This window comes from Mycolicibacter arupensis (assembly GCF_002086515.1).
Classification (GTDB): Bacteria; Actinomycetota; Actinomycetes; order Mycobacteriales; family Mycobacteriaceae; genus Mycobacterium; species Mycobacterium arupense.
This window is the reverse complement of the sequence record NZ_MVHH01000003.1, coordinates 43,277-62,608: the sequence shown is the minus strand read 5'-3', so window position 1 is coordinate 62,608 and position 19,332 is coordinate 43,277. Positions and strand designations below refer to the sequence as shown.

22 protein-coding genes are annotated in these 19,332 nt (G+C 68.9%); 14 read left to right on the top strand and 8 right to left on the bottom strand.

The window, feature by feature from the left end:
* The first annotated feature begins 55 nt into the window (after positions 1-55).
* A complete protein-coding gene (locus tag BST15_RS02700; RefSeq protein ID WP_046188631.1) occupies positions 56-730 on the top strand; it encodes a class I SAM-dependent methyltransferase in 675 nt (224 codons plus the stop codon).
* A gap of 17 nt (positions 731-747) precedes the next feature.
* On the opposite strand, the gene BST15_RS02695 is transcribed toward BST15_RS02700, so the two are convergent.
* Positions 748-1,437 (bottom strand): demethylmenaquinone methyltransferase, encoded by a 690-nt coding sequence (locus BST15_RS02695; protein ID WP_046188630.1) that lies wholly within the window; start codon positions 1,435-1,437, stop codon positions 748-750.
* A 36-nt stretch (positions 1,438-1,473) separates the two neighbouring features.
* Here BST15_RS02695 and BST15_RS02690 point away from each other — a divergent pair, with 36 nt between their 5' ends.
* Positions 1,474-2,118, top strand: a complete 645-nt coding sequence (locus tag BST15_RS02690) for a DsbA family protein (protein WP_052751340.1) — start codon at positions 1,474-1,476, stop codon at positions 2,116-2,118.
* On the opposite strand, the gene BST15_RS02685 is transcribed toward BST15_RS02690, so the two are convergent.
* From BST15_RS02685 to BST15_RS02675, 3 genes are read right to left on the bottom strand one after another with little or no spacing between them, the layout of a single operon-like run.
* Entirely contained in the window at positions 2,115-2,585 is a 471-nt protein-coding gene (locus tag BST15_RS02685) for a DUF3592 domain-containing protein (RefSeq protein WP_046188651.1), read from the bottom strand. The genes BST15_RS02690 and BST15_RS02685 overlap by 4 nt on opposite strands.
* A gap of 50 nt (positions 2,586-2,635) precedes the next feature.
* Positions 2,636-4,291 (bottom strand): 2-succinyl-5-enolpyruvyl-6-hydroxy-3-cyclohexene-1-carboxylic-acid synthase, encoded by a 1,656-nt coding sequence (menD, locus tag BST15_RS02680; protein ID WP_046188628.1) that lies wholly within the window; start codon positions 4,289-4,291, stop codon positions 2,636-2,638.
* A gap of 10 nt (positions 4,292-4,301) precedes the next feature.
* Complete coding sequence (locus BST15_RS02675) at positions 4,302-5,132, bottom strand: alpha/beta fold hydrolase (RefSeq protein ID WP_046188627.1); 831 nt, start codon at positions 5,130-5,132, stop codon at positions 4,302-4,304.
* Positions 5,133-5,203: 71 nt separating this feature from the next.
* Between BST15_RS02675 and BST15_RS02670 the strand changes: the two genes are divergently transcribed.
* A complete protein-coding gene (locus tag BST15_RS02670) occupies positions 5,204-5,893 on the top strand; it encodes a sensor domain-containing protein (RefSeq protein WP_083070803.1) in 690 nt (229 codons plus the stop codon).
* A gap of 4 nt (positions 5,894-5,897) precedes the next feature.
* On the opposite strand, the gene BST15_RS02665 is transcribed toward BST15_RS02670, so the two are convergent.
* Positions 5,898-6,845, bottom strand: coding sequence for an o-succinylbenzoate synthase (locus tag BST15_RS02665; protein WP_046188626.1), 948 nt, complete (start codon positions 6,843-6,845; stop codon positions 5,898-5,900).
* Positions 6,846-6,926: 81 nt separating this feature from the next.
* Here BST15_RS02665 and BST15_RS02660 point away from each other — a divergent pair, with 81 nt between their 5' ends.
* The 9 genes from BST15_RS02660 (at position 6,927) to menE (ending at position 13,893) form a co-directional block, all read left to right on the top strand.
* A complete protein-coding gene (locus BST15_RS02660; protein ID WP_046188625.1) occupies positions 6,927-7,829 on the top strand; it encodes a 1,4-dihydroxy-2-naphthoyl-CoA synthase in 903 nt (300 codons plus the stop codon).
* A 31-nt stretch (positions 7,830-7,860) separates the two neighbouring features.
* Positions 7,861-8,745 (top strand): SDR family oxidoreductase, encoded by an 885-nt coding sequence (locus BST15_RS02655; RefSeq protein WP_046188624.1) that lies wholly within the window; start codon positions 7,861-7,863, stop codon positions 8,743-8,745.
* Positions 8,745-9,149, top strand: coding sequence for a VOC family protein (locus BST15_RS02650; protein ID WP_046188623.1), 405 nt, complete (start codon positions 8,745-8,747; stop codon positions 9,147-9,149). The genes BST15_RS02655 and BST15_RS02650 overlap by 1 nt, the downstream gene beginning before the upstream one ends.
* A gap of 113 nt (positions 9,150-9,262) precedes the next feature.
* Complete coding sequence (locus tag BST15_RS02645; RefSeq protein ID WP_046188622.1) at positions 9,263-10,540, top strand: inorganic phosphate transporter; 1,278 nt, start codon at positions 9,263-9,265, stop codon at positions 10,538-10,540.
* Positions 10,537-10,830, top strand: coding sequence for a hypothetical protein (locus tag BST15_RS02640; protein WP_046188621.1), 294 nt, complete (start codon positions 10,537-10,539; stop codon positions 10,828-10,830). Before BST15_RS02645 ends, BST15_RS02640 begins: the two co-directional genes overlap by 4 nt.
* Positions 10,831-10,873: 43 nt before the next feature.
* Positions 10,874-12,079, top strand: a complete 1,206-nt coding sequence (locus tag BST15_RS02635) for an inorganic phosphate transporter (protein WP_046188620.1) — start codon at positions 10,874-10,876, stop codon at positions 12,077-12,079.
* Positions 12,076-12,381, top strand: a complete 306-nt coding sequence (locus BST15_RS02630; protein WP_046188619.1) for a hypothetical protein — start codon at positions 12,076-12,078, stop codon at positions 12,379-12,381. Before BST15_RS02635 ends, BST15_RS02630 begins: the two co-directional genes overlap by 4 nt.
* A 52-nt stretch (positions 12,382-12,433) precedes the next feature.
* Positions 12,434-12,751 carry a DUF3349 domain-containing protein gene (locus BST15_RS02625; RefSeq protein WP_046188618.1) on the top strand — a complete coding sequence of 106 codons (318 nt, stop codon included), beginning with the start codon at positions 12,434-12,436 and terminating at the stop codon, positions 12,749-12,751.
* Between the two features lie 68 nt (positions 12,752-12,819).
* Positions 12,820-13,893, top strand: coding sequence for an o-succinylbenzoate--CoA ligase (menE, locus tag BST15_RS02620; protein ID WP_046188617.1), 1,074 nt, complete (start codon positions 12,820-12,822; stop codon positions 13,891-13,893).
* Between the two features lie 24 nt (positions 13,894-13,917).
* Here the strand turns inward: menE and BST15_RS22335 are convergent, their stop codons facing one another.
* The gene (locus BST15_RS22335; RefSeq protein ID WP_052751339.1) at positions 13,918-15,747 is read right to left on the bottom strand and encodes a DUF7159 family protein; all 1,830 of its coding nucleotides are present in this window, start codon (positions 15,745-15,747) and stop codon (positions 13,918-13,920) included.
* Positions 15,748-15,865: 118 nt separating this feature from the next.
* Between BST15_RS22335 and BST15_RS02610 the strand changes: the two genes are divergently transcribed.
* Entirely contained in the window at positions 15,866-17,338 is a 1,473-nt protein-coding gene (locus BST15_RS02610) for a DUF7937 domain-containing protein (protein ID WP_052751344.1), read from the top strand.
* Here the strand turns inward: BST15_RS02610 and BST15_RS02605 are convergent.
* The gene (locus tag BST15_RS02605; RefSeq protein WP_046188615.1) at positions 17,314-18,090 is read right to left on the bottom strand and encodes an S-methyl-5'-thioadenosine phosphorylase; all 777 of its coding nucleotides are present in this window, start codon (positions 18,088-18,090) and stop codon (positions 17,314-17,316) included. The two genes, BST15_RS02610 and BST15_RS02605, sit on opposite strands and share 25 nt — an antisense overlap.
* 84 nt (positions 18,091-18,174) lie before the next feature.
* Between BST15_RS02605 and BST15_RS02600 the strand changes: the two genes are divergently transcribed.
* A complete protein-coding gene (locus BST15_RS02600; RefSeq protein ID WP_046188614.1) occupies positions 18,175-19,044 on the top strand; it encodes a 1,4-dihydroxy-2-naphthoate polyprenyltransferase in 870 nt (289 codons plus the stop codon).
* Between the two features lie 33 nt (positions 19,045-19,077).
* Here BST15_RS02600 and rpsR read toward each other — a convergent pair whose 3' ends face one another.
* Positions 19,078-19,332, bottom strand: a complete 255-nt coding sequence (rpsR, locus tag BST15_RS02595; protein ID WP_046188613.1) for a 30S ribosomal protein S18 — start codon at positions 19,330-19,332, stop codon at positions 19,078-19,080.

The following is a 19,332-nucleotide window of genomic DNA, read 5'->3' as shown; positions in this document are numbered from 1 at the left end:
GCCGCTGCATATCAAGAACGTTGACATGTATCGAGGTCGTTGCTATACCGGAGTCATGAGCGATTCCATGGAAATGCACTTCGACGCCGCCTACCGGGGGGAATCCGAGGAGCTGGGGTCGGGAACCAAGCCACCGTGGAGCATCGGGGAGCCGCAGCCCGAACTGGCCGCCCTGATCGCCGAGGGCAGGTTCCACGGCGATGTCCTCGACGTCGGCTGCGGCGAGGCCGCCATCTCGCTGTACCTGGCCGCACAGGGCCACACCACCGTGGGCCTCGACAGCTCACCCACCGCCATCGACCTGGCCCGCCGCGAAGCGGCCGAACGGGGCCTGACCAACGCCACCTTCGAGGTCGCCGACATCAGCGCGTTCTCCGGCTATGACGGCCGCTTCGGCACCATCGTGGACAGCACCCTGTTCCACTCGATTCCGGTGGCGGCCCGCGACGGCTACCAGCGCTCGATCGTGCGCGCCGCCGCACCCGGCGCGTCGTACTTCGTGCTGGTCTTCGACAAGGCCGCCATCCCCGAGGGCCCGCCGTTTGCGGTGACCGCCGACGAACTGCGCGAGGTGGTCGCCCAGTACTGGGTGATCGACGAGATCAAACCGGCCCGGATCCACGCGGCATTCCCCGACAATTTCCCCGGCTTCGGCGGTGTGCCGCTGCGCGCGGAGGCGGACGGTCGCAGGTCAGCCGCGGGCTGGCTGCTCTCGGCCCATCTGGACTGAGCCGCAGCTTCGCGGGGTCAGCGTGGTTTGCGGGCCGAGTGCAGCGCGACGATGCCACCGGTGAGGTTGCGCCAGCTCACTTCCGACCATCCCGAATCACCGATCTGCTCGGCCAAGGCGGCCTGATCCGGCCAGGCGCGGATGGACTCGGCGAGGTAGACGTAGGCCTCCGGGTTCGACGACACCGCGCGTGCCACCGCCGGCAGCGCCCGCATCAGGTACTCCTTGTAGGCGGTGGCGAACACCGGCACCGTCGGAGTGGAGAACTCGCACACCACCAGGCGCCCCCCGGGGCGGGTCACCCGGGCCATCTCCCGCAGACCCGCCGTGTGGTCGACGACGTTGCGCAACCCGAAACTGATCGTGACCGCGTCGAACACGCCGTCGCCGAACGGAAGCTTCGTGGCGTCCCCGGCGACCTTGGGCACCGGGCGCCCCGCGCCGGCGGCCAACATGCCGACCGAGAAGTCCGCAGCCACACACCAGGCGCCCGACTTCGCGAGTTCGACCGTCGACACCGCGGTGCCGGCGGCCAGATCCAGCACCTTCTCCCCCGGCTGCAACTCGAGTGCCTTGCGGGTGGCCCGGCGCCAGGACCGGTCCCGGCCCAGCGACAGCACCGTGTTGGTCAGGTCGTAGCGGCGGGCGACACCGTCGAACATCGACGCGACGGCGTGGGGGTCTTTGTCCAGGCTGGCGCGGCTCATCGGGTTGACGCTACCCGGTTTCGCTAGGGTCGTGGGATGCGGTCTTGGCTGGGAACATTGGTAGCACTGGCGGTATTCGGCGGGTCAGTGGCGGCGCCGGCGACTGCCGATCCGGCGACAACCGGCACGGCGTTGGCCGCCGACCACTTCGGCGTCCTGGCCGGTTCGGCGCAGGCCCCGGTCCAGCTGGAGATCTTCTGCGACCCCCAGTGCTCCGAGTGCGCCAAGTTCGAGGCGGCCTCCGGCGGTTCGCTGAGCAAGCACCTGGCCGCCGGGGACGTCGCGGTGACCTACCGGTGGATGACGTTCCTGGACGCCCGGCGCCACAATGACGTTTCGGCGCGGGTGGGCAACGCCCTGATGGCAGCGACCGATCCGGCCACCTCCGCCGAGGCATACCAGGGCTACGTGAACGCGCTGTACCGCAAGGGCGGAGCGCCCGGCCTGGACGACCTGGCGACCACCGCACGCGAGAGCGGCCTACCCGCCCCGGTGGTGGAGCGGATCGCCGCGGGGCAGCAGGCCGTGGACACCACCTCGATGAACGCCTTCAACCGGGTGCAGCTGCTGTCGGCCAACCCGCGCAGTCCCGGCACCCCCACGGTGTATGACACGGCGACCAGGACCGTGGTGGACACCGACGACGCCGGCTGGCTCGACCGGCTGGTGGATGCGGGTTAATCCGCCGCCCACCGCCGTTCGGCGACATTGCATCCGGCCAGCGCCGCGATCCCGATCAGCCAGGCGAGCACCGCGACCGAACCCGCGGGGATGACCGCCAGCACCGCGGTGCGGTGTTGCACCCGCACCAGGTCCGGGTCGGATTTGTCGTATTCGACGTAGATCCGCATCCCGGTGGCCAACTCGGAGGGGTAGAGCACACCGAGCTCAGGCCGGTAGGTGATCCGTTCCGGCGTGACGAATTCGATCGTCGAGCGACGAAAGCCCGCGTTGAGCACCTCGGCCGCTGCGACACCCATGTCGCGCTCGATGGTGATGTCGTTGCGCCACGCCCCGGCGACCAGCAACAACGACTGCAGGGTCACCAGCGCCACCAGGATCAGGATGCCCGTGCGCGTCCACCGCAGTGCGCGGCCGGCCACCGAGCTTCGAGCAAGCAGGCCAGGCCCACCGATCAGCCGGAGCACTGCCGGTCGCAGCACCCGAAAGACCCAGGTGGCTCGGTAGTCGGGCAGTCTCACAGCGCGGCCTTGATCGCGGCGTGCAGGGACCGCAAGGACGAGCGGTCGGCTTTGACCTCCAGCACCCGAACCCCACCGGCGGATTCGGCGAGCGCGGCGGGCAGGGCGTCGGCCTCCGCCTGCTGGAATTCCACGTGGTAGGCGTGACACAGCGCGGCGATGTTGACGTCGTGCGGGGTGCCGAAGACACGCGACGACACGTCGGCGAAGCGCGGGTCGCCCTGCTCCAGCAGCTCGAAGATGCCGCCGCCGTTGTCGTTGGACACCACGATCGTCAGGTGCTGCGGCCGCGGTTCGGTGGGCCCGATCAGCAACCCGGAGCTGTCGTGGACAAACGTCAGGTCCCCGATCAGCGCGATGGTGCGCGCATCGGGGTGCCGGCGTTCATGAGCCAGCGCGGCACCGATCGCGGTGGACACTGTGCCGTCGATACCGGCGACCCCGCGGTTGGATCGCACCGCGACATCGCGGGTCCGCGCGGCGTTGCCCAACCCGACCAGTGCGGCGTCGCGCACCGGGTTCGACGCGCCCAACACCAACTGGTCTCCGGGGCGCAGCGCGTCGGCCACCGCCGCGGCCACGTGCAGGCCGGTGGTGAGCGGGTGGGCCGCCAACTGCTCGCGCACCACGGCCTCTGCGTGAGCATTGAGCTGCGCGCAGCGGCGCAGCCAGGCCGGATCCGGCTCTCCGGAGAGGACCGCTCGGGTGCCGGTGGCCTGCGAGTTGCCCGAGACGTCGGGCCAGCGCGGGCCGGTGGTCAGCGCGTACACCGGCAGTGTCGGGTCGGCCAGCAGGGCCGACACCGGACGGTGCAGGGTGGGCCGGCCGGCCATGATCACCTGCTGCGGGCGCAGCAGCGGCAGAGTCAGTGGGTGCAGCGGATTTTGTGGTGTCGGGGCCGTGGGTTCGGCGACCGTGGGCAGCGCCGCCAGGTTGGGGTGCAGACCCGCCCCGTGCCCGGCGATCACCACGGTGTCCGGGGACACGTCGATATCCAGGGGCTGATCGAAGCTGACCGGCGGGGTGTAGGTCCAGGGTAGCCCGTTCGGCCGGCCCGCCGGTTCGGGCTGCTGAGCTGTGTCGGCGTCAGGCACCAGCGGCTCGCGCAGTGGGATGTCGAACTGCACCGGTCCGGCATTCGCAGTTCGAGACCCGGTGGCGGCCACCACAACCCGGCACACCGCCGAACGCCAGGTGGCGTTGAGGGCGTCCAACCGCTCGGGGGCGTCCTCGGCCAGGCCGAGGCTGATGCTGGCGCGCACCTGGGTGCCGAAGTAGCCCAGTTGCTCCATGGTCTGGTTGGCGCCGGTGCCCAGCAGTTCGTAGGGGCGGTTGGCGCTCAACACGATCAGCGGCACCCGGGCATAGTTGGCCTCGACGACGGCCGGTCCCAGGTTGGCCACCGCGGTGCCCGACGTCATCGCGACACAGACCGGGGCACCGGCACCCACCGCCAGCCCGATCGCCAGGAATCCGGCTGTGCGTTCGTCGATGCGCACGTGCAGCCGCAATCGGCCGGCCCGATCTGCGTCGTGCAGCGCGAACGCCAGCGGCGCATTGCGTGAACCCGGGCACAGCACCACATCGCGGACACCGCCGCGAATCAGCTCGTCGACGACGATGCGGGCCTGTGCCGTCGAGGGGTTGGTCATTGGCACCAGGTTAGTCGTGCGCCGGGGGGCCGGCCGCCCACCGGAACGGCTTGCCGTCGACCTCGGCGAGGAACTCCAGGGCAGCCTTGTTGACCTGGTCCGGCTTCTCGATGAAGCCCAGGTGCCCGGCATCGGGGATCTCCAGGTAACGCGCGCCCGGGATCGCCTCGGCGACCTCACGGCTCAGGTGCGCCGGGGTGACGACGTCGTCACCGAATCCGATCACCAGCACCGGTGCGGTGATGTTGGCGTAGGCCGGCAGCCGGTTGGTCAGCGGCGCCACGTCGAGTTGGCAGCGCAACCCCGGGGTGCTCTTCACCGGCCACATGGTGAACATCGCGATCCAGTCCTTGATCGCCGCGTCGTCACTGAGCGTCTTGGGCGAAAAGCTTTCCAGCAGGCGCACTTTGGCTTCGTACTCCGCGGGCAGCTCGACACCGGATTCGGCGAGCTTGGCCTCGGCGGAGTAGAAGAATTCGCGGGCCCGGTCGTGACGGCCGCGAGTGGCCATCAGCACGGCGGATTTCACCAGTTCGGGACGGGCCAGCATCAGTTCCTGGGCGATGAAGGAGCCCATCGACACCGCGACGATCCGGACCGGGCCGATGTCGAGCGACTCGATGAGCTGCGCGGTGTCGGCCACCATGGTTTCGGTGGTGAACCCCGAGGCGTTCTCGGTGGCACCGATACCGCGGTTGTCGAAGGTGATCGGGCGATACCGCGCAAGCTGGAACTCGCGCACCTGGTGCAGGTGCCAGCCGCGGCCCGCGCCGCCCCGCCCGGCGATGAACAGGACCGGCTCACCATCCTGATTACGGTCGTCGTAAGCGAGGTTGGTCACCAGAGTGAAGGTACGCGACCCGCCGACGCCTTATGGTGTCAGGATCGCGACTGCGCAGCTGGGGGACGGTGATGCAGATACGGAGCGTCGGGTTGGCGTGCACACTGGCGCTGACCTGCGCCGTGCTCGCCGACTGCGCCCGCGTGACCGGCGGCGCGGCGGTGCCGGCCGACAGTGATGGTCCCCGCCCCGTGACTGCCGCGATGCTGCCCGAGCTGCTACTCGAGGCCTCCACCGTCAACGACATCATGGGCGCGCGCGGGATGCGGGTCAAAGACTCCCGGTCGCGGATGTTCGACTCCGGCCGCCAGTTTCCCGACCACTCCTGCCTGGCGGCATGGATGCCCATCGAGAAAGCGGTGTACACCGACACAGACTGGACGGCCACCCTCGCCCAGACCCTCGCCCAGAACTCCCAAGACCACGTCGCGATCCAGGCCGCGACGGTGTTCGCCGACCGCGAGGTCGCCCGGAGCTTCTTCGACGTGACCGCCCAGCATTGGAAGTCCTGCGGCGAGCGAACATTCACCACCACCAAGGACGGCTCCCCGCAGTCGGAATGGACCTTTGACAACGTCTCCGACGTGGACTCCACCGTGTGGATGACCCAGCACCAGGAGGACAGCCCGGGCTGGTCGTGTCAGCGGGCACTGCGGGTCACCAACAACGTCGCCATCGACGTGTTGGCGTGCAAGTTCTACGTCAGCGACGAAGCCGTCACCATTGCCAACGGGATCGACGCGCGGTTGCCCAGCGTGTGAGTAGTTACCGCGGCAACAGCCGATGACAAGCCCGGACCCGTTCGATCCACCACTGCCGTCGCTGCGGCGCGGCGGCCAGGGCCTGTAACCGGGCCGGGTCCGGGGTGATCGGTTGCACCGGCAGGTAGCCGTCTTCTTGTGCCGGCGTCTCGGCGATGTCCTCGACGAACAGCGAACCGGTGCCCAACCCGCAGGCATGCCGTAGGTCCGGCAGTGCGGCCGCGGCGCGCAGGCCGGCGGCGATCCCCACCGCCGAGTCGATCGCGCTGGAGATCACCACCGGTATGTCGATCTGCGCAGCGATCTTCAGCAGTGCCGAGATTCCGCCCAGCGGAGCGACTTTCAGCACCGCGATATCGGCCGCACCGGCCCTCACGACGGCCAGGGGGTCGGCGGCCTTGCGGATGCTCTCATCGGCGGCCACCGGGGTGTCGATGCGGCGACGCAGCTCGGCGAGGTCGGCAACACTGGCGCAGGGTTGCTCCAGATACTCCAGCGCGCCCAGCGCCATTGCCGCCTCGACGGCCTGATCGAGGGTCCACCCGCCGTTGGCGTCAACCCGCACGGTGGGGATCAGCGCGCGCACCGCCTCGACGCGGGCGACGTCGTCGGCCAGGGTCTGGCCCGGTTCGGCGACTTTGACCTTGGCGGTGCGGGCGCCGGGGAACCGCGCCAGCACCTCGGGCACCCGCTCAGCGTCCACCGCCGGCACGGTCGCGTTGATCGGAATGCGGTCGCGAACGGGCGGGGGCGGTTGCCGGTAGGCACTTTCCAGGGCGGCAGCCAGCCAGTGCGCCGCCTCGGGGGCCTCGTATTCGGGAAAGGCACCGAACTCTCCCCAGCCCGCCGGGCCCTCGATCAGGGCCAGCTCTCGAACGATGATGCCGCGGAACGTAACGCGCATCGGCAACGCCACCACGTGCAGGCGGTCCAGGATGTCGTCGAGAGTCATCGTCTACACCGTAGACAGCGTGATCAATCCGTGGCGGCCACTCCGGCGACCTGACCCCGCTGCCCCGGTACGGTCGCAGACGTGAGCAGCAACCCTTTTGACCCGAGCATCTGGCGCACCGTCGACGGCTTCGCCGACCTGACCGACATCACCTACCACCGCCACGTCAGCGACGCGACGGTGCGGGTGGCGTTCAACCGTCCCGAAGTACGCAACGCCTTTCGGCCACACACCGTCGACGAGCTCTACCAGGCCCTCGACCACGCCCGAATGTCCCCCGACGTCGGCGTGGTGCTGCTGACCGGCAACGGACCGGCACCCAAGGACGGCGGCTGGGCTTTCTGCTCCGGCGGCGACCAGCGCATCCGCGGCCGCAGCGGCTACCAGTACGCATCCGGGGAGACCGCGGACACCGTTGATGCCGCGCGCGCCGGCCGGTTGCACATCCTGGAGGTCCAGCGGCTGATCCGATTCATGCCCAAACCGGTGATCTGCCTGGTCAACGGCTGGGCGGCCGGCGGCGGACACAGCCTGCACGTGGTGTGCGACCTGACCCTGGCCAGCCGTGAGCATGCCCGGTTCAAGCAGACCGATGCCGACGTCGGCAGCTTCGACGGCGGCTACGGCAGCGCCTACCTGGCTCGGCAGGTGGGCCAGAAGTTCGCCCGGGAGATCTTCTTCCTGGGCCGCACGTACACCGCCGAGCAGATGCATCACATGGGTGCCGTCAACGAGGTGGTCGACCACGCCGACCTGGAGGCCACAGGGGTGCAGTGGGCTCGCGAGATCAACGGCAAATCGCCTCAGGCACAACGCATGTTGAAGTTCGCCTTCAACCTTCTCGATGACGGACTGGTGGGCCAGCAATTGTTCGCCGGCGAAGCCACCCGGCTGGCCTACATGACCGACGAGGCCGTTGAGGGCCGCGATTCGTTCTTGGAGAAGCGCGACCCGGACTGGAGCCGGTTCCCGCGCTACTTCTGACCCGAAACCGTTACGCCTAGACTGGCTAACCATGAGCCGCAGTCCGCTACGCCGGTTGTCCGACCAGATCACGCTCGCCACCATGCGCCCGCCCGTCTCCGCGCAGCTGATGCACCGGCCCGGAGCCAAGGCTATCGACCTGACCGGCAAGCGGGTGATGGTGACCGGGGCATCCTCGGGCATCGGGGAAGCCGGCGCCGAGCAGTTCGGCGCGGCGGGCGCCACCGTGATCGCGGTGGCCCGCCGCCAGGAGAACCTCGACGCGCTGGTCCAGCGGATCACTGCCGCGGGCGGCACCGCTCACGCCATCGCCTGCGACCTGTCCGACCTGGCGGCCATCGACCAGCTGGTCAAGGATGTCGACGAGCGGTTCGGCGGGGTGGACATCCTGGTCAACAATGCCGGGCGCTCGATCCGGCGTCCGCTGGCCGAATCCCTGGAACGCTGGCACGACGTCGAGCGGACCATGCAGCTGAACTACTACTCGCCACTGCGGCTCATCCGCGGCTTCGCTCCGGCGATGCGCGAGCGCGGCGACGGCCACATCATCAACGTCGCCACCTGGGGCGTATTCACCGACTCCTCGCCGCTGTTCGGGGTCTACAACGGCTCCAAGTCCGCATTCAGTGCCGTCAGCCGGGTCATCGACAGCGAGTGGGCCCGCTACGGCGTGCAGTCCACCACGCTGTATTACCCGCTGGTGAAGACGCCGATGATCGCCCCCACCGCGGCGTTCCAGGGCAAGCCGGGGCTCACCGCACAGGAGGCCGGTACGTGGATGATCGAGGCGGCCAGATATCGCCCGATCCGCATCGCGCCGCGCCTGGCGCTGGCGTTTCGTGCAATCGACAACCTCAACGCCGGTTGGGCCACCGCGATCGTCAAGCGGAATCGGATCGAGCCGGTCGAGGACTGATGGAGATTCTGGCCAGTCGCGTCCTGCTCCGCCCGGCCGACTACCAACGCTCACTGCGGTTCTACCGCGATGAGATCGGGCTGGCGATCGCCCGCGACTACGGCGCCGGCATGGTCTTCTACGCCGGTCAATCGCTCATCGAACTGGCCGGCCACGGCAACCCCGAGCAGCCGGAAACCGTGTTCTCGGGGGCACTGTGGCTGCAGGTCCGTGACGTCGCCGCCACCCAGGCCGAGTTGGAGGGTCGCGGGGTCGCCATCGCCCGGCCGTGGCGGCGCGAACCGTGGGGATTGTTAGAGATGCATGTCACCGATCCCGACGGCCTGACCTTGATCTTCGTCGAGGTCCCAGCCGACCATCCACTGCGCCGCGATACCCGCGGAGATGGCCCCCGGAAGCCTTGAGGTTAACGACGGGGAAACAGTTCGATACGTCTCGACGTACACCCGCGTTTCGCCTGCACGATCGTTAGACAACGGCGCCGCGCAAGCCTCAGAATCAAAGCCGTGATGCTCCCGTGAGCCTTGAACTGCTTCTCCTGATCATTGTGGTGATCACGGCTTTGGCCTTCGATTTCACCAACGGATTCCACGACACCGGCAACGCCATGGCGACCTCGATCGCCAGCGGTGCTCTCAAGCCCAAGGCAGCGGTCACCATGTCGGCCTGCCTGAACCTGATCGGCGCCTTCTTGTCGACGGCGGTCGCCGCAACAATCGCCAAAGGCCTGGTCGACGCCAACCTGGTGACCTTGGAGATCGTCTTCGCCGGCCTGGTCGGCGGCATCGTGTGGAACCTGCTCACCTGGCTGCTCGGCATCCCGTCGAGCTCCTCGCACGCCCTGATCGGCGGCATCGTCGGCGCGATGATCGCCGCGGTCGGCGGGCACGGGGTGAACTGGAGCGGGGTGGTCTCCAAGGTGCTGGTCCCGGCAGTGGTGGCGACGGTGGTCGCGACCCTGATCGCCTCGGTCGGCACGTGGCTGGTGTACCGGATCACCCGCGGCGTCGACGAGAAGCAGTCGGAGAAGGTGTTCCGGCATGGTCAGATCGGCTCAGCGGCGCTGGTGTCGCTGGCGCACGGCACCAACGACGCCCAGAAGACCATGGGCGTGATCTTCCTCGCTCTGATGTCCTACGGGGCCGTGAGCACCTCGGCCACGCTGCCGCCCCTGTGGGTGATCGTCAGCTGCGCGCTGGCCATGTCGGCGGGCACCTACACCGGCGGCTGGCGCGTGATCCGCACCCTGGGCAAGGGGCTGGTCGAGATCAAGGCGCCGCAGGGCATGGCCGCCGAGTCGGCCGCGGCCTCGGTCATCCTGCTGTCCAGCCACTTCGGCTACTCGCTGTCGACCACCCAGGTGGCCACCGGGTCGGTGCTGGGCAGCGGCGTCGGCAAGCCGGGCGCGCAGGTGCGCTGGGGTGTGGCCGGCCGGATGGCGGCGGCCTGGCTGGTGACGCTGCCGATGGCCGGCGGGGTCGGCTCGGGCGCATACGGCCTGGTCCACGGGATCGGCGGCTACCCCGGAATCATCATCGGCGTGGTGCTGCTGATCACCACGGTCCTGGCGATCTGGCTGCGGTCGCGCCGGGCCCGCATCGACCACAACAACGTCAACGCCGAATGGGACGGCACCCTCACCGGCGGTCTCGATGCCCCCGGCGTGCAGCCCGAAGAGGCGGGTCGCGAAGTCGAGAACGCCCTGAGGATGGCGTTCAACGCCGACTCCGAGGGCCCACAGTTGACCGTCGTCTCCAGCGACGACCCCAACTCACGCGAGGTCATCCGGTCATGAATCAGTGGTTCAACCTGGCAGCCACCTGCAAGATCCTGGTCTTCGGACTGTTGGTCGGCGGGTTACTGCCGGCACTGTTCGCCGTCGGTGTGCGGATCAACGTCGCGGGTAATGGTGTCCCCGCGGTCGCCGACGGCACCGCGAGCGCGCGCCGGCCACTGATGGTCGCCTTGAGCTGGGCGATCTTCATGCTGGTGCTGGCCGTGGCGGTCATCGGCGTGCTCTTCATCGCCCGCGACTTCTTGGGCCACCACCTGGGCTGGTACCTGCTCGGCGCCAAGCGGGGCTGACCCGGTTCGACAAGGCAGGCGTCCGGCTGCAAAAATCCGCACGGTGACCTTGGAGCTGTTCCTGTTGATCACGGTCGTGATCACCGCACTGGCCTTCGACTTCACCAACGGCTTCCATGACACCGGCAACGCAGTTGCCACCGGGATCGCCAGCGGTGCGCTCAAGCCCAAGACCGCGGTGACGCTGTGCGCAACCCTGAACCTTGTCGGCGCGTTCATGTCGACCCAGGTCGCCGCCACAGTGGCCAAGGATCTGGTGGTCACGAACCTGGTGACGCTGGAGGTGATGTTCGCCGGACTGGTCGGCGGCATCGTGTGGAACCTGGCGACCTGGCTGTTCGGTATCCCTTCCAGCTCCTCGCACGCCCTGATCGGCGGCGTGGTGGGGGCCATGCTGGCCGCGGCCGGCAAGGCCGGGGTCCGCTGGCCGGGGGTGGTCTCCAAGGTCCTCGTCCCGACGGTGATCGCCGTGCTGGCCGCGACCCTGGTCGCCACGGTCGGGACCTGGCTGGTCTACCGCCTGACCCGGGGCGTCTCACGGGGACGTACCCTGCGGGATTTCCGGCGCGGCCAGGTGTTCTCGGCTGCCCTGATGTCGCTGGCGCACGGGACCAACGACGCCCAGAAGACCATGGGCGTCATCTTTCTGGCGCTGATCTCCTATGGGGCAGCACTCAAGACCGACGTCACCCCGCCGCTGTGGGTGATCGTGTCGTGCGCCGTGGCGATGGCCGCCGGCACCTACTTCGGTGGGTGGCGAGTCATCCGCACCCTGGGCAAGGGCCTGGTGGAGATCGAGTCACCCCAGGGTATGGCCGCTGAATCCTCCTCGGCAGCGATCATTTTGCTGTCCAGTCATTTCGGCTACTCGCTGTCGACCACGCAGGTGGTGACCGGATCGGTACTGGGTTCGGGCCTGGGCAAGCCGGGCGCCAAGGTGCGCTGGGGGGTCGCCCGCCGGATGGCCACCGCGTGGGTGATCACGCTGCCGCTGGCGGGGGCCATCGGCGCGGGCACCTACCAGGTGATCCACCGCATCGGCGGCTATCCGGGCACCATCGCAGGACTGGCGTTGCTGGTAGGCGTCTCCGTGCTCATCTGGCTGCAGTCCCGCAAGGTCCCGGTCGACCACACCAACGTCACCGCCGAGTGGGGTGCACACATGACCGACGGACTCGACGTCATTGCACCACAACCCAGTACCTCCGATGTTCCTGACGAGGTCGGCGCGGAGGGAGTCGGTGCGTGAACGCCCTCAGCGCCTGGTTCGACTACGTCGCCACCGCCAAGATCGTGATCTTCGGTCTGCTGGTCGGCACCGCACTGCCGGCATTGTTCGCCGTCGGGGTCCGGCTGGGCGACGCCGCCGACGGGCCGACTGAGCACGGCCGCGAACTGACGCTGCTGCGCTGGTTCATCTTTGCGCTGTTGCTCGCCGCGGTCTTGGTGGGCGTGTTGTTCATCGCGCGTGATTTCATCGAGCATCGCATCGGCTGGCAATGGGATGACTGGGGTAATTGGGACGAGGTGTTTGGCCTTGATGAGAAGTAATATTGGCGCTGACATGTTCCTTCCGGTGTCGGCGCGGGGAAGTTGACGCAGTATGAACAAATTTCTCACCTCGATCGTCGCCTGGCTGCGCGCCGGGTATCCCGACGGCGTGCCGCAGAACGACTACGTGCCGCTGCTGGCCCTACTGTCGCGGCGCCTGACCAACGACGAGGTCAAAGACGTCGCTCGCGAGTTGATCGGCCGCGGTGAATTCGACCGCATCGACATCGGCGTGCTGATCGCCCGCCTGACCAATGAACTGCCGGCCCCCGAGGACGTCGAACGGGTGCGAGAAAGGTTGGCGGCCAAGGGCTGGCTGCTCGACGACGCTCCTACCAACGACGCCCCCTCCAACGGAGGAAACCCATAGCACGCCTGCGTGCCCTGGCCATCCCACCCGGTGATGCCGTCTCCACACTCCTGCCCGCATTGCAGGGTGTGCTCGATGGTCATGCCGCCGCATTCACTCCGGTCGGCCCGGATACCGATCCATCGGCACTGACGGCGCTGCGCGTCGACGAACCGATCGACGACGAGATCGCGCTGGTGGTGGCCACGTCGGGAACCACTGGAGTGCCCAAGGGAGCCCTGCTGACCGGCGCCGCGCTCGCGGCCAGTGCCGCCGCCACCCATGAGCGACTGGGCGGGCCGGGCCACTGGCTGCTGGCACTGCCACCGCACCACATCGCCGGCATCCAGGTCCTGGTGCGCAGCCTGGTCGCAGGCACAGTTCCCGTGGCAGTGAACGTCACAACAGGATTCGATCCCGCCCGGCTACCTGCGGCGGTGGCGAAAATGGGGGCCGGGCGACGCTACACCTCGCTGGTGGCCACCCAACTGGCCAAAGCACTGCAGCAGCCCGGGCCCAGCGCCGCGCTGGCCCAACTGGATGCGGTGTTATTGGGCGGAGGCCCGGCCCCACAACCGATCCTGGACGCGGCAGCCGCCGCCGGCATCGCCGTGGTACGCACCTACGGAATGAGCGAGACCGCGGGCGGCTGTGTCTATGACGGCGTCCCGTTACCGGGGGTCCGGATGCGGATCGGCCGCGACGGGAGGATCGCGCTCGGCGGCCCGACCCTGGCGCGCGGTTATCGCGATCCCGTCCACCCCGACCCCTTCGCCGAAGCCGGCTGGTTTCAGACCAATGATATTGGTGCCCTTGATTCTTCGGGGAACCTGAGGGTGCTGGGCCGCGCCGACGACGCGATTAGTACCGGAGGCCTGACGGTGCTGCCCGGCCCGGTGGAGGCGGTACTGATGACCCACCCCGCCGTGGCCGACTGCGCGGTGTTCGGAGTCGCCGACAGCAGGCTGGGGCAGCGGGTGGTCGCCGCGGTGGTGGTGGCCGGCGCAATCTCGCCGACGTTGGACGAGTTGCGGTCCCATGTCGCGGAATCTCTGGATACCACGGCGGCGCCCCGCGAGTTGCATGTCGTCGCCGCCCTTCCGCGACGCGGAATCGGCAAGCTGGACCGAAAAGCGTTGGTGCGTAGGTTCTCTGCGGACTAGCTCCACCTTAGCTGAGGTGCGGGTTCAGTCTCCGCCACTCGAGCCGCCGCTCGAACCACCGCTGGACCCACCACTCGAACCGCCGCTGGATCCGCCGCTCGAACCACCACTCGACCCACCGCTGGACCCGCCGCTCGAACCGCCGCTGGAACCGCCACTTGACCCACCGCTCGAACTCCCGCCGGAGCCACCGCTGGAGCCAGATCCGGAACCGCTGCTACCGGAACCACTCGAGGATCCACCGGAGCCGCCGGCCCCGGAGCCGCTGGAGTCCCCACCGGTACTAGTGCCCGAGCCACCGGAACCCGCACCCGAGCCGTCGGAACCCGAGCCCGAACTCCCCGACCCCGCAGTCCCAGAGCCGTCGCTACCCGATCCTCCGGTGCTGACTCCGCCGGAGCCGGAGCTGCCCGATCCACCGTCGCCCGACCCTTCAGAGCCACCACCGGACCCGCCGGTCCCGTCGGAATGACCGCCGGCGCCGCTTTCGCCGGAACCTCCGGTGTCCTCACCCGAACCGCCGTGGTTGCTGCCGGATCCACCGGAGCTGCCGTCGCTTCCGCCCGTACCGGAACCGCCGGAATGTCCTCCGCTGGAACCATTTTCACCGGAACCATCGCTACCTGAGCCACCCGGAACACTGCCGCCCGAGCCACTGCCACCCGAGCCAGTGCCGTCCGACCCATTGCCACCCGAGCCTGCGCCACCAGAGCCGGCATCTCCACCGGGGAGACTTCCCCCGGTGTGACCACCACCCGAGCCAGCACCTCCCCCGCTAGTGCTCCCACCCGAGCCGGGCAACCAACCACCACCGCCACCGAGTGGCCCGGTGATGATCGGGATCGGGATCGGTATCGGGATCACCCCCGGCGGCGCCGGGGCGACCGGCGGCGCCGGGACGACGGCAGGCGGCGGAGACACCACGGCCGGAGCCGGGTTAGCTGGGACCACAACAGGATTCGGCACCGGAGCCTGCGGCACAGGCAACGCTGCCGGCTTCGGCGCCGGCAGCACCGGCATGAAGTTGCCGGGCACCGGCTGGGACTGCGGCGGGGCCGCCACCACCGGAGGCTGCGACGTCGTCGACGCGGCGGTGGGCCGGATGCCTATCGTCACCGCCACAGCCAAGGCCGCACATCCGGCCACCAGGATTCCGCCGACCGAGCTGCCCACCAGAAGCGCTCGCCCCACCGGCGGCGGGGCCTCGCGCACGGTGAATTCAGCGGCCTCCTCGTCGCCGTACTCGGCACCATAGGTGTCGTAGCCTTCGTAGCCGTCGTATTCGGTCTCGGCGTATTCGACCGGCAGCGGTTCGGAGTCATCGTCGGTCATCGAATACGCCAACTGCTGGTCGGACTCGCTACCCGCAGCCGTCGGTGCCAGCGCTGTGGCGCCGGCGTCCAGAGCAGCGGCGTCGGGAATGGCCGCCTCTGGCGCTGCCATGCCCAGCACCGTGGCGTCCGCTACCGCGGGCGCAGCCATCGTCGCCTCACCGGTCGGGGCGGGCAGCCACGTCGTCTCACCGTCTTCACCCGATACGTTGCGTGCCAGTGACACCGCCGAACGCGCCTGGGTCTGCTCAGAGACGTTCTCGACGCCGGCCTCCTCGAGCGCCTGACGAAGCTCCGCCATCAATTCCGCATCCGACCAGCACAGCCGGGTGGCGGCCAATCGGTGCCCCTCATCGGCCAACATGCGATGGGTGCCCGTCACCGTTTCGACGAGCGTCTCGACCGGACTTCTCGTCAAGTCGAGCAGGGACTCATCGAGCACGGCGTCGCCATAGGCGTCCGATTCGACGAGGGCCAGTCGAGCCAGCGCGCCGGTAACCGACACCCCTAGCGCGACATCCATGGCGCGCCTCCTTCCGCGGCTACTCGAATTGCCAGTCTAGTCGCGCGCAACCGATCGCCGAGCGGAGCGATCTTCGCAGTTCAGTGGCGTGCGCCGCGCCCGCGGTTATGGTGAGCAGGTGATCGCCGAGTCGACCAGGAGCTGGAATATCGGCCGCGATGTGACAGCCGCGGCGCTGCTTCTGGCGGCGCCGGCATTGCCGTGGAGCCTGTATTTCGGAGCCGGCATTCCCACCAGCGAACCCGGGATGCTGGCCGCCTTGGCCGCGGTGACGGCGCTGGCGCTGGCGGCGATTGCCGTGACCCATGCCGGTCCCTGGAGCATCCAGCGGCCAGCCGCCGATCCGGCCACCACCGGACGGCTTCGACTGGCGCTCAGCGCCCCGTATCTGCTGCTGGTGCTCGGCGTGGTAGCCGTCGATCTGGTCCAGACGATCCGCTACGGCGGAACATCTCGGCCACCCGGCGGCGTCGGACCCGGCGCACTACTGGGTACCGCCGGTGCCGTCCTGGCCGCGCAGCCGGTGCTCGACGGGCCGGTGCGGCTGTGGTGGCGCACCGTCAAGCTCCTCGGGTACGCCGCGGTCGCGGGCGCCACGGCGAGCGTGTTGTTCAACCTGTATTGGCGGGTGCGCTATGCCCTGCCCGACGCCGACGCCACCAGCGGCCTGGGCCGCCAGCAGGTCGTGATCATCGTGACCGCGCTGGTCTACGGGGCGGTCGCCTGGACGACAGTGGTCGTTGCCTCGCGCTGGGTTCTGCAGCGCAGCAAGGCGTCCCAGCTCGCCGTGGTCCTGCTCGGCGGGGCGGCCCTGTTCGCTGCGGCGTTGGTGTGGGTGCTTCCGGTGGGCCGCGACATCGACGGATTCCACGGCATCGCGCAGAACACCTCCACGGCGGGAGTCGGCTTCGAGGGCTACCTGGTGTGGGTGGCGGCCGCTGCGCTGTTCGCGGTTACGGCCGCGCGTGATGCGTCGGCGGCGACATGGTTGGGCGCCATCCGCAACACGCTGCTGCTCATCATGGTCTGGAGCCTGGGATCGGCATTGATGCGCCTGGTCGATCTTGGCGCGGCGATCGGATTGGACCTGCCGTATTCGCCCTACGACAGTGCTGCCATGGCCGCCTTCGATGTGGTGACAGCGGTCATCGCGATGTGGCTGCGACTCAACCTGGGCAATCGGTCCCTCCCGGCCGCCGCGGTGTGGTCGGTGAGCGCGGTGCTGGTCGGCTTCACCATCGCTCGCGTCGTGGTGGGCGTGGGCCTTGCTCCGCGGCTGGCGGATTCCCAGCGCGCCCAGGCATGGGCAAACCCGGTGTACGGCAACGGCCTGGCGCAGCAGATCACCAGCACGTTCGACGTGGCACTGTGCGCGCTGGCGCTGTGCGGGTTGGTGGTGGCTATCGTCGCCGGAGGGCTCACGGTGTCCGCCGACGACCGTCCCAAGCCCGGCGAACCGGGCACGCCGCGCATTTTCCGGTCACCGGCGCCCGTGTCTGACACGCCCGGGAGTGGGCCGAAGATCTATCGCGGATCAGACGATTCCAGCGCGGGCGGCCACAGAGCTCAGGGCAGTTCGAACGGCAGCTGAATGCCCTCGTGCGGCAAACAGTGCGTACAGGTCCTCTCACCGTCGATGCGCCCGATGGCCTGCGCCACCAGATTTTTGAACGGTTCGATGTTCTTCTGGAACTCCGCGAACACGTCGACAGCCCTCACGCCGCTGCCAACATCGACCCCGGCGTCCAGATCGGTGACCAAAGCTACAGCCGCATAACACATTTCCAGTTCACGGGCCAGCACCGCCTCCGGGTAGCCGGTCATGTTGATCAACCGGAATCCCGCCGCGGCGAACCATTGACTCTCCGCGCGCGTAGAGAATCGTGGCCCCTGGATCACCACCATGGTCCCGCCGTCGACGACGTCGGGCAGCGCGGTCACCGCGGTCCGCAGCGTCGGGCAGTACGGGTCGGCGAACTCGACGTGCACTCCCCCGTCATCGAAGTAGGTGTCGGCGCGCCCCCGGGTGCGGTCGACCAACTGGTCGGGCACCACCACAGAACCGGGGGGCAGCTCCGACGTCAGGCTGCCGACCGCACACGGGGCGAGAATGCGTCGTACCCCCAGCTCCCGCAATGCCCACAGATTGGCTCGATAGGGCACCGTGTGGGCCGAGTACTCGTGCGCTGCGCCGTGCCGTGGCAGAAACGCCACCTCATGGCCGCCGACGGTGCCGACCGTGATCTCCGCGCTGGGCGCCCCGTAGGGGGTGACGCAGCGGACACGGCGCGCATCGTCGCCGAAGAACGCGTAGAAACCGCTACCGCCGATCACGCCGAGCATGTCGCGCCGCTTCCTCCTGATCGCTGCGCTCGGCGTCGTCACCGCCGAGCAGGGTCCGCTCCTGCCGCGTGCAAGGATCGTGCGGTGGCCAGCTTCGCACAATGGAGAGAAGGGGCACGTCCCCGCACCCTGCCCAACGCGATCGCCCCGGTGATCGCCGGCACCGGCGCGGCGGCCTGGCTGGGCGCCGCCGTGTGGTGGAAGGCACTGCTGGCGCTGGTCGTTGCCCTGGCGCTGATCATCGGGGTGAACTACGCCAACGACTACTCCGACGGCATCCGCGGCACCGACGATGACCGCACCGGTCCGGTGCGCCTGGTGGGCTCCAAGCTGGCAAGCCCGCGGGCGGTGCTGACCGCCGCGATCATCTCGCTGTCGATCGGCGCGCTGGCCGGGTTGGCACTGGCCCTGGTCAGCGCCCCGTGGCTGCTGGCCGTGGGAGCGGCCTGCATCGCCGGAGCCTGGCTGTACACCGGAGGTTCCAAGCCGTACGGCTACGCCGGCTTCGGTGAGATCGCGGTGTTCGTGTTCTTCGGCCTGGTGGCCGTGCTGGGCACCCAGTACACCCAGGCGCTGCGCGTGGACTGGGTGGGCGGGGCGCTCGCCGTCGGCGTCGGTGCGCTGTCGTCGGCGGTGCTGGTGGCCAACAATCTGCGCGACATCGCCACCGACAAACCCGCAGGCAAGATCACGCTGGCCGTGCGCCTGGGCGACGCCCGCACCCGCGCGCTGTTTGCCCTGCTGCTGACCTTGGCCGGCCTGATAACGCTGGCGCTGATGCGGGCCACGCCATGGTGTGCCGCGGGGCTGATCGCGACCCCGCTGGCGCTGCGGGCGCTGGCACCGGTGCGCTCCGGGCAGGGCGGGCCGGCGCTGATCCCGGTGCTGCGGGATACCGGGCTGACCATGCTGGTGTGGTCCGCAATCGAAGCCGCGGCCCTGGCGTGGGCCTGACGCCTCACCCCCGAATGCGCGCCCGCGGGATGCTCACCTGAGGTTTCCCGGGTGCAGCAGCGCCATCTCACGGGCGTTCTTGATCGCGGCCGCCATCAGTCGTTGTTGTTGCGGAGTGAGCCCGGTGATTCGACGCGAACGTATCTTTCCGCGCTCGGAGATGAAGGTCCGCAGCAGTGCGACGTTCTTGTAGTCGATCCACTCAATGCCCGCGGTGGCGAGCGGATTCTTCTTGCGCGGCTTGAGCGATGACTCCAGCGGCTTGCGATTTCGCCTGTTCTTACTCAC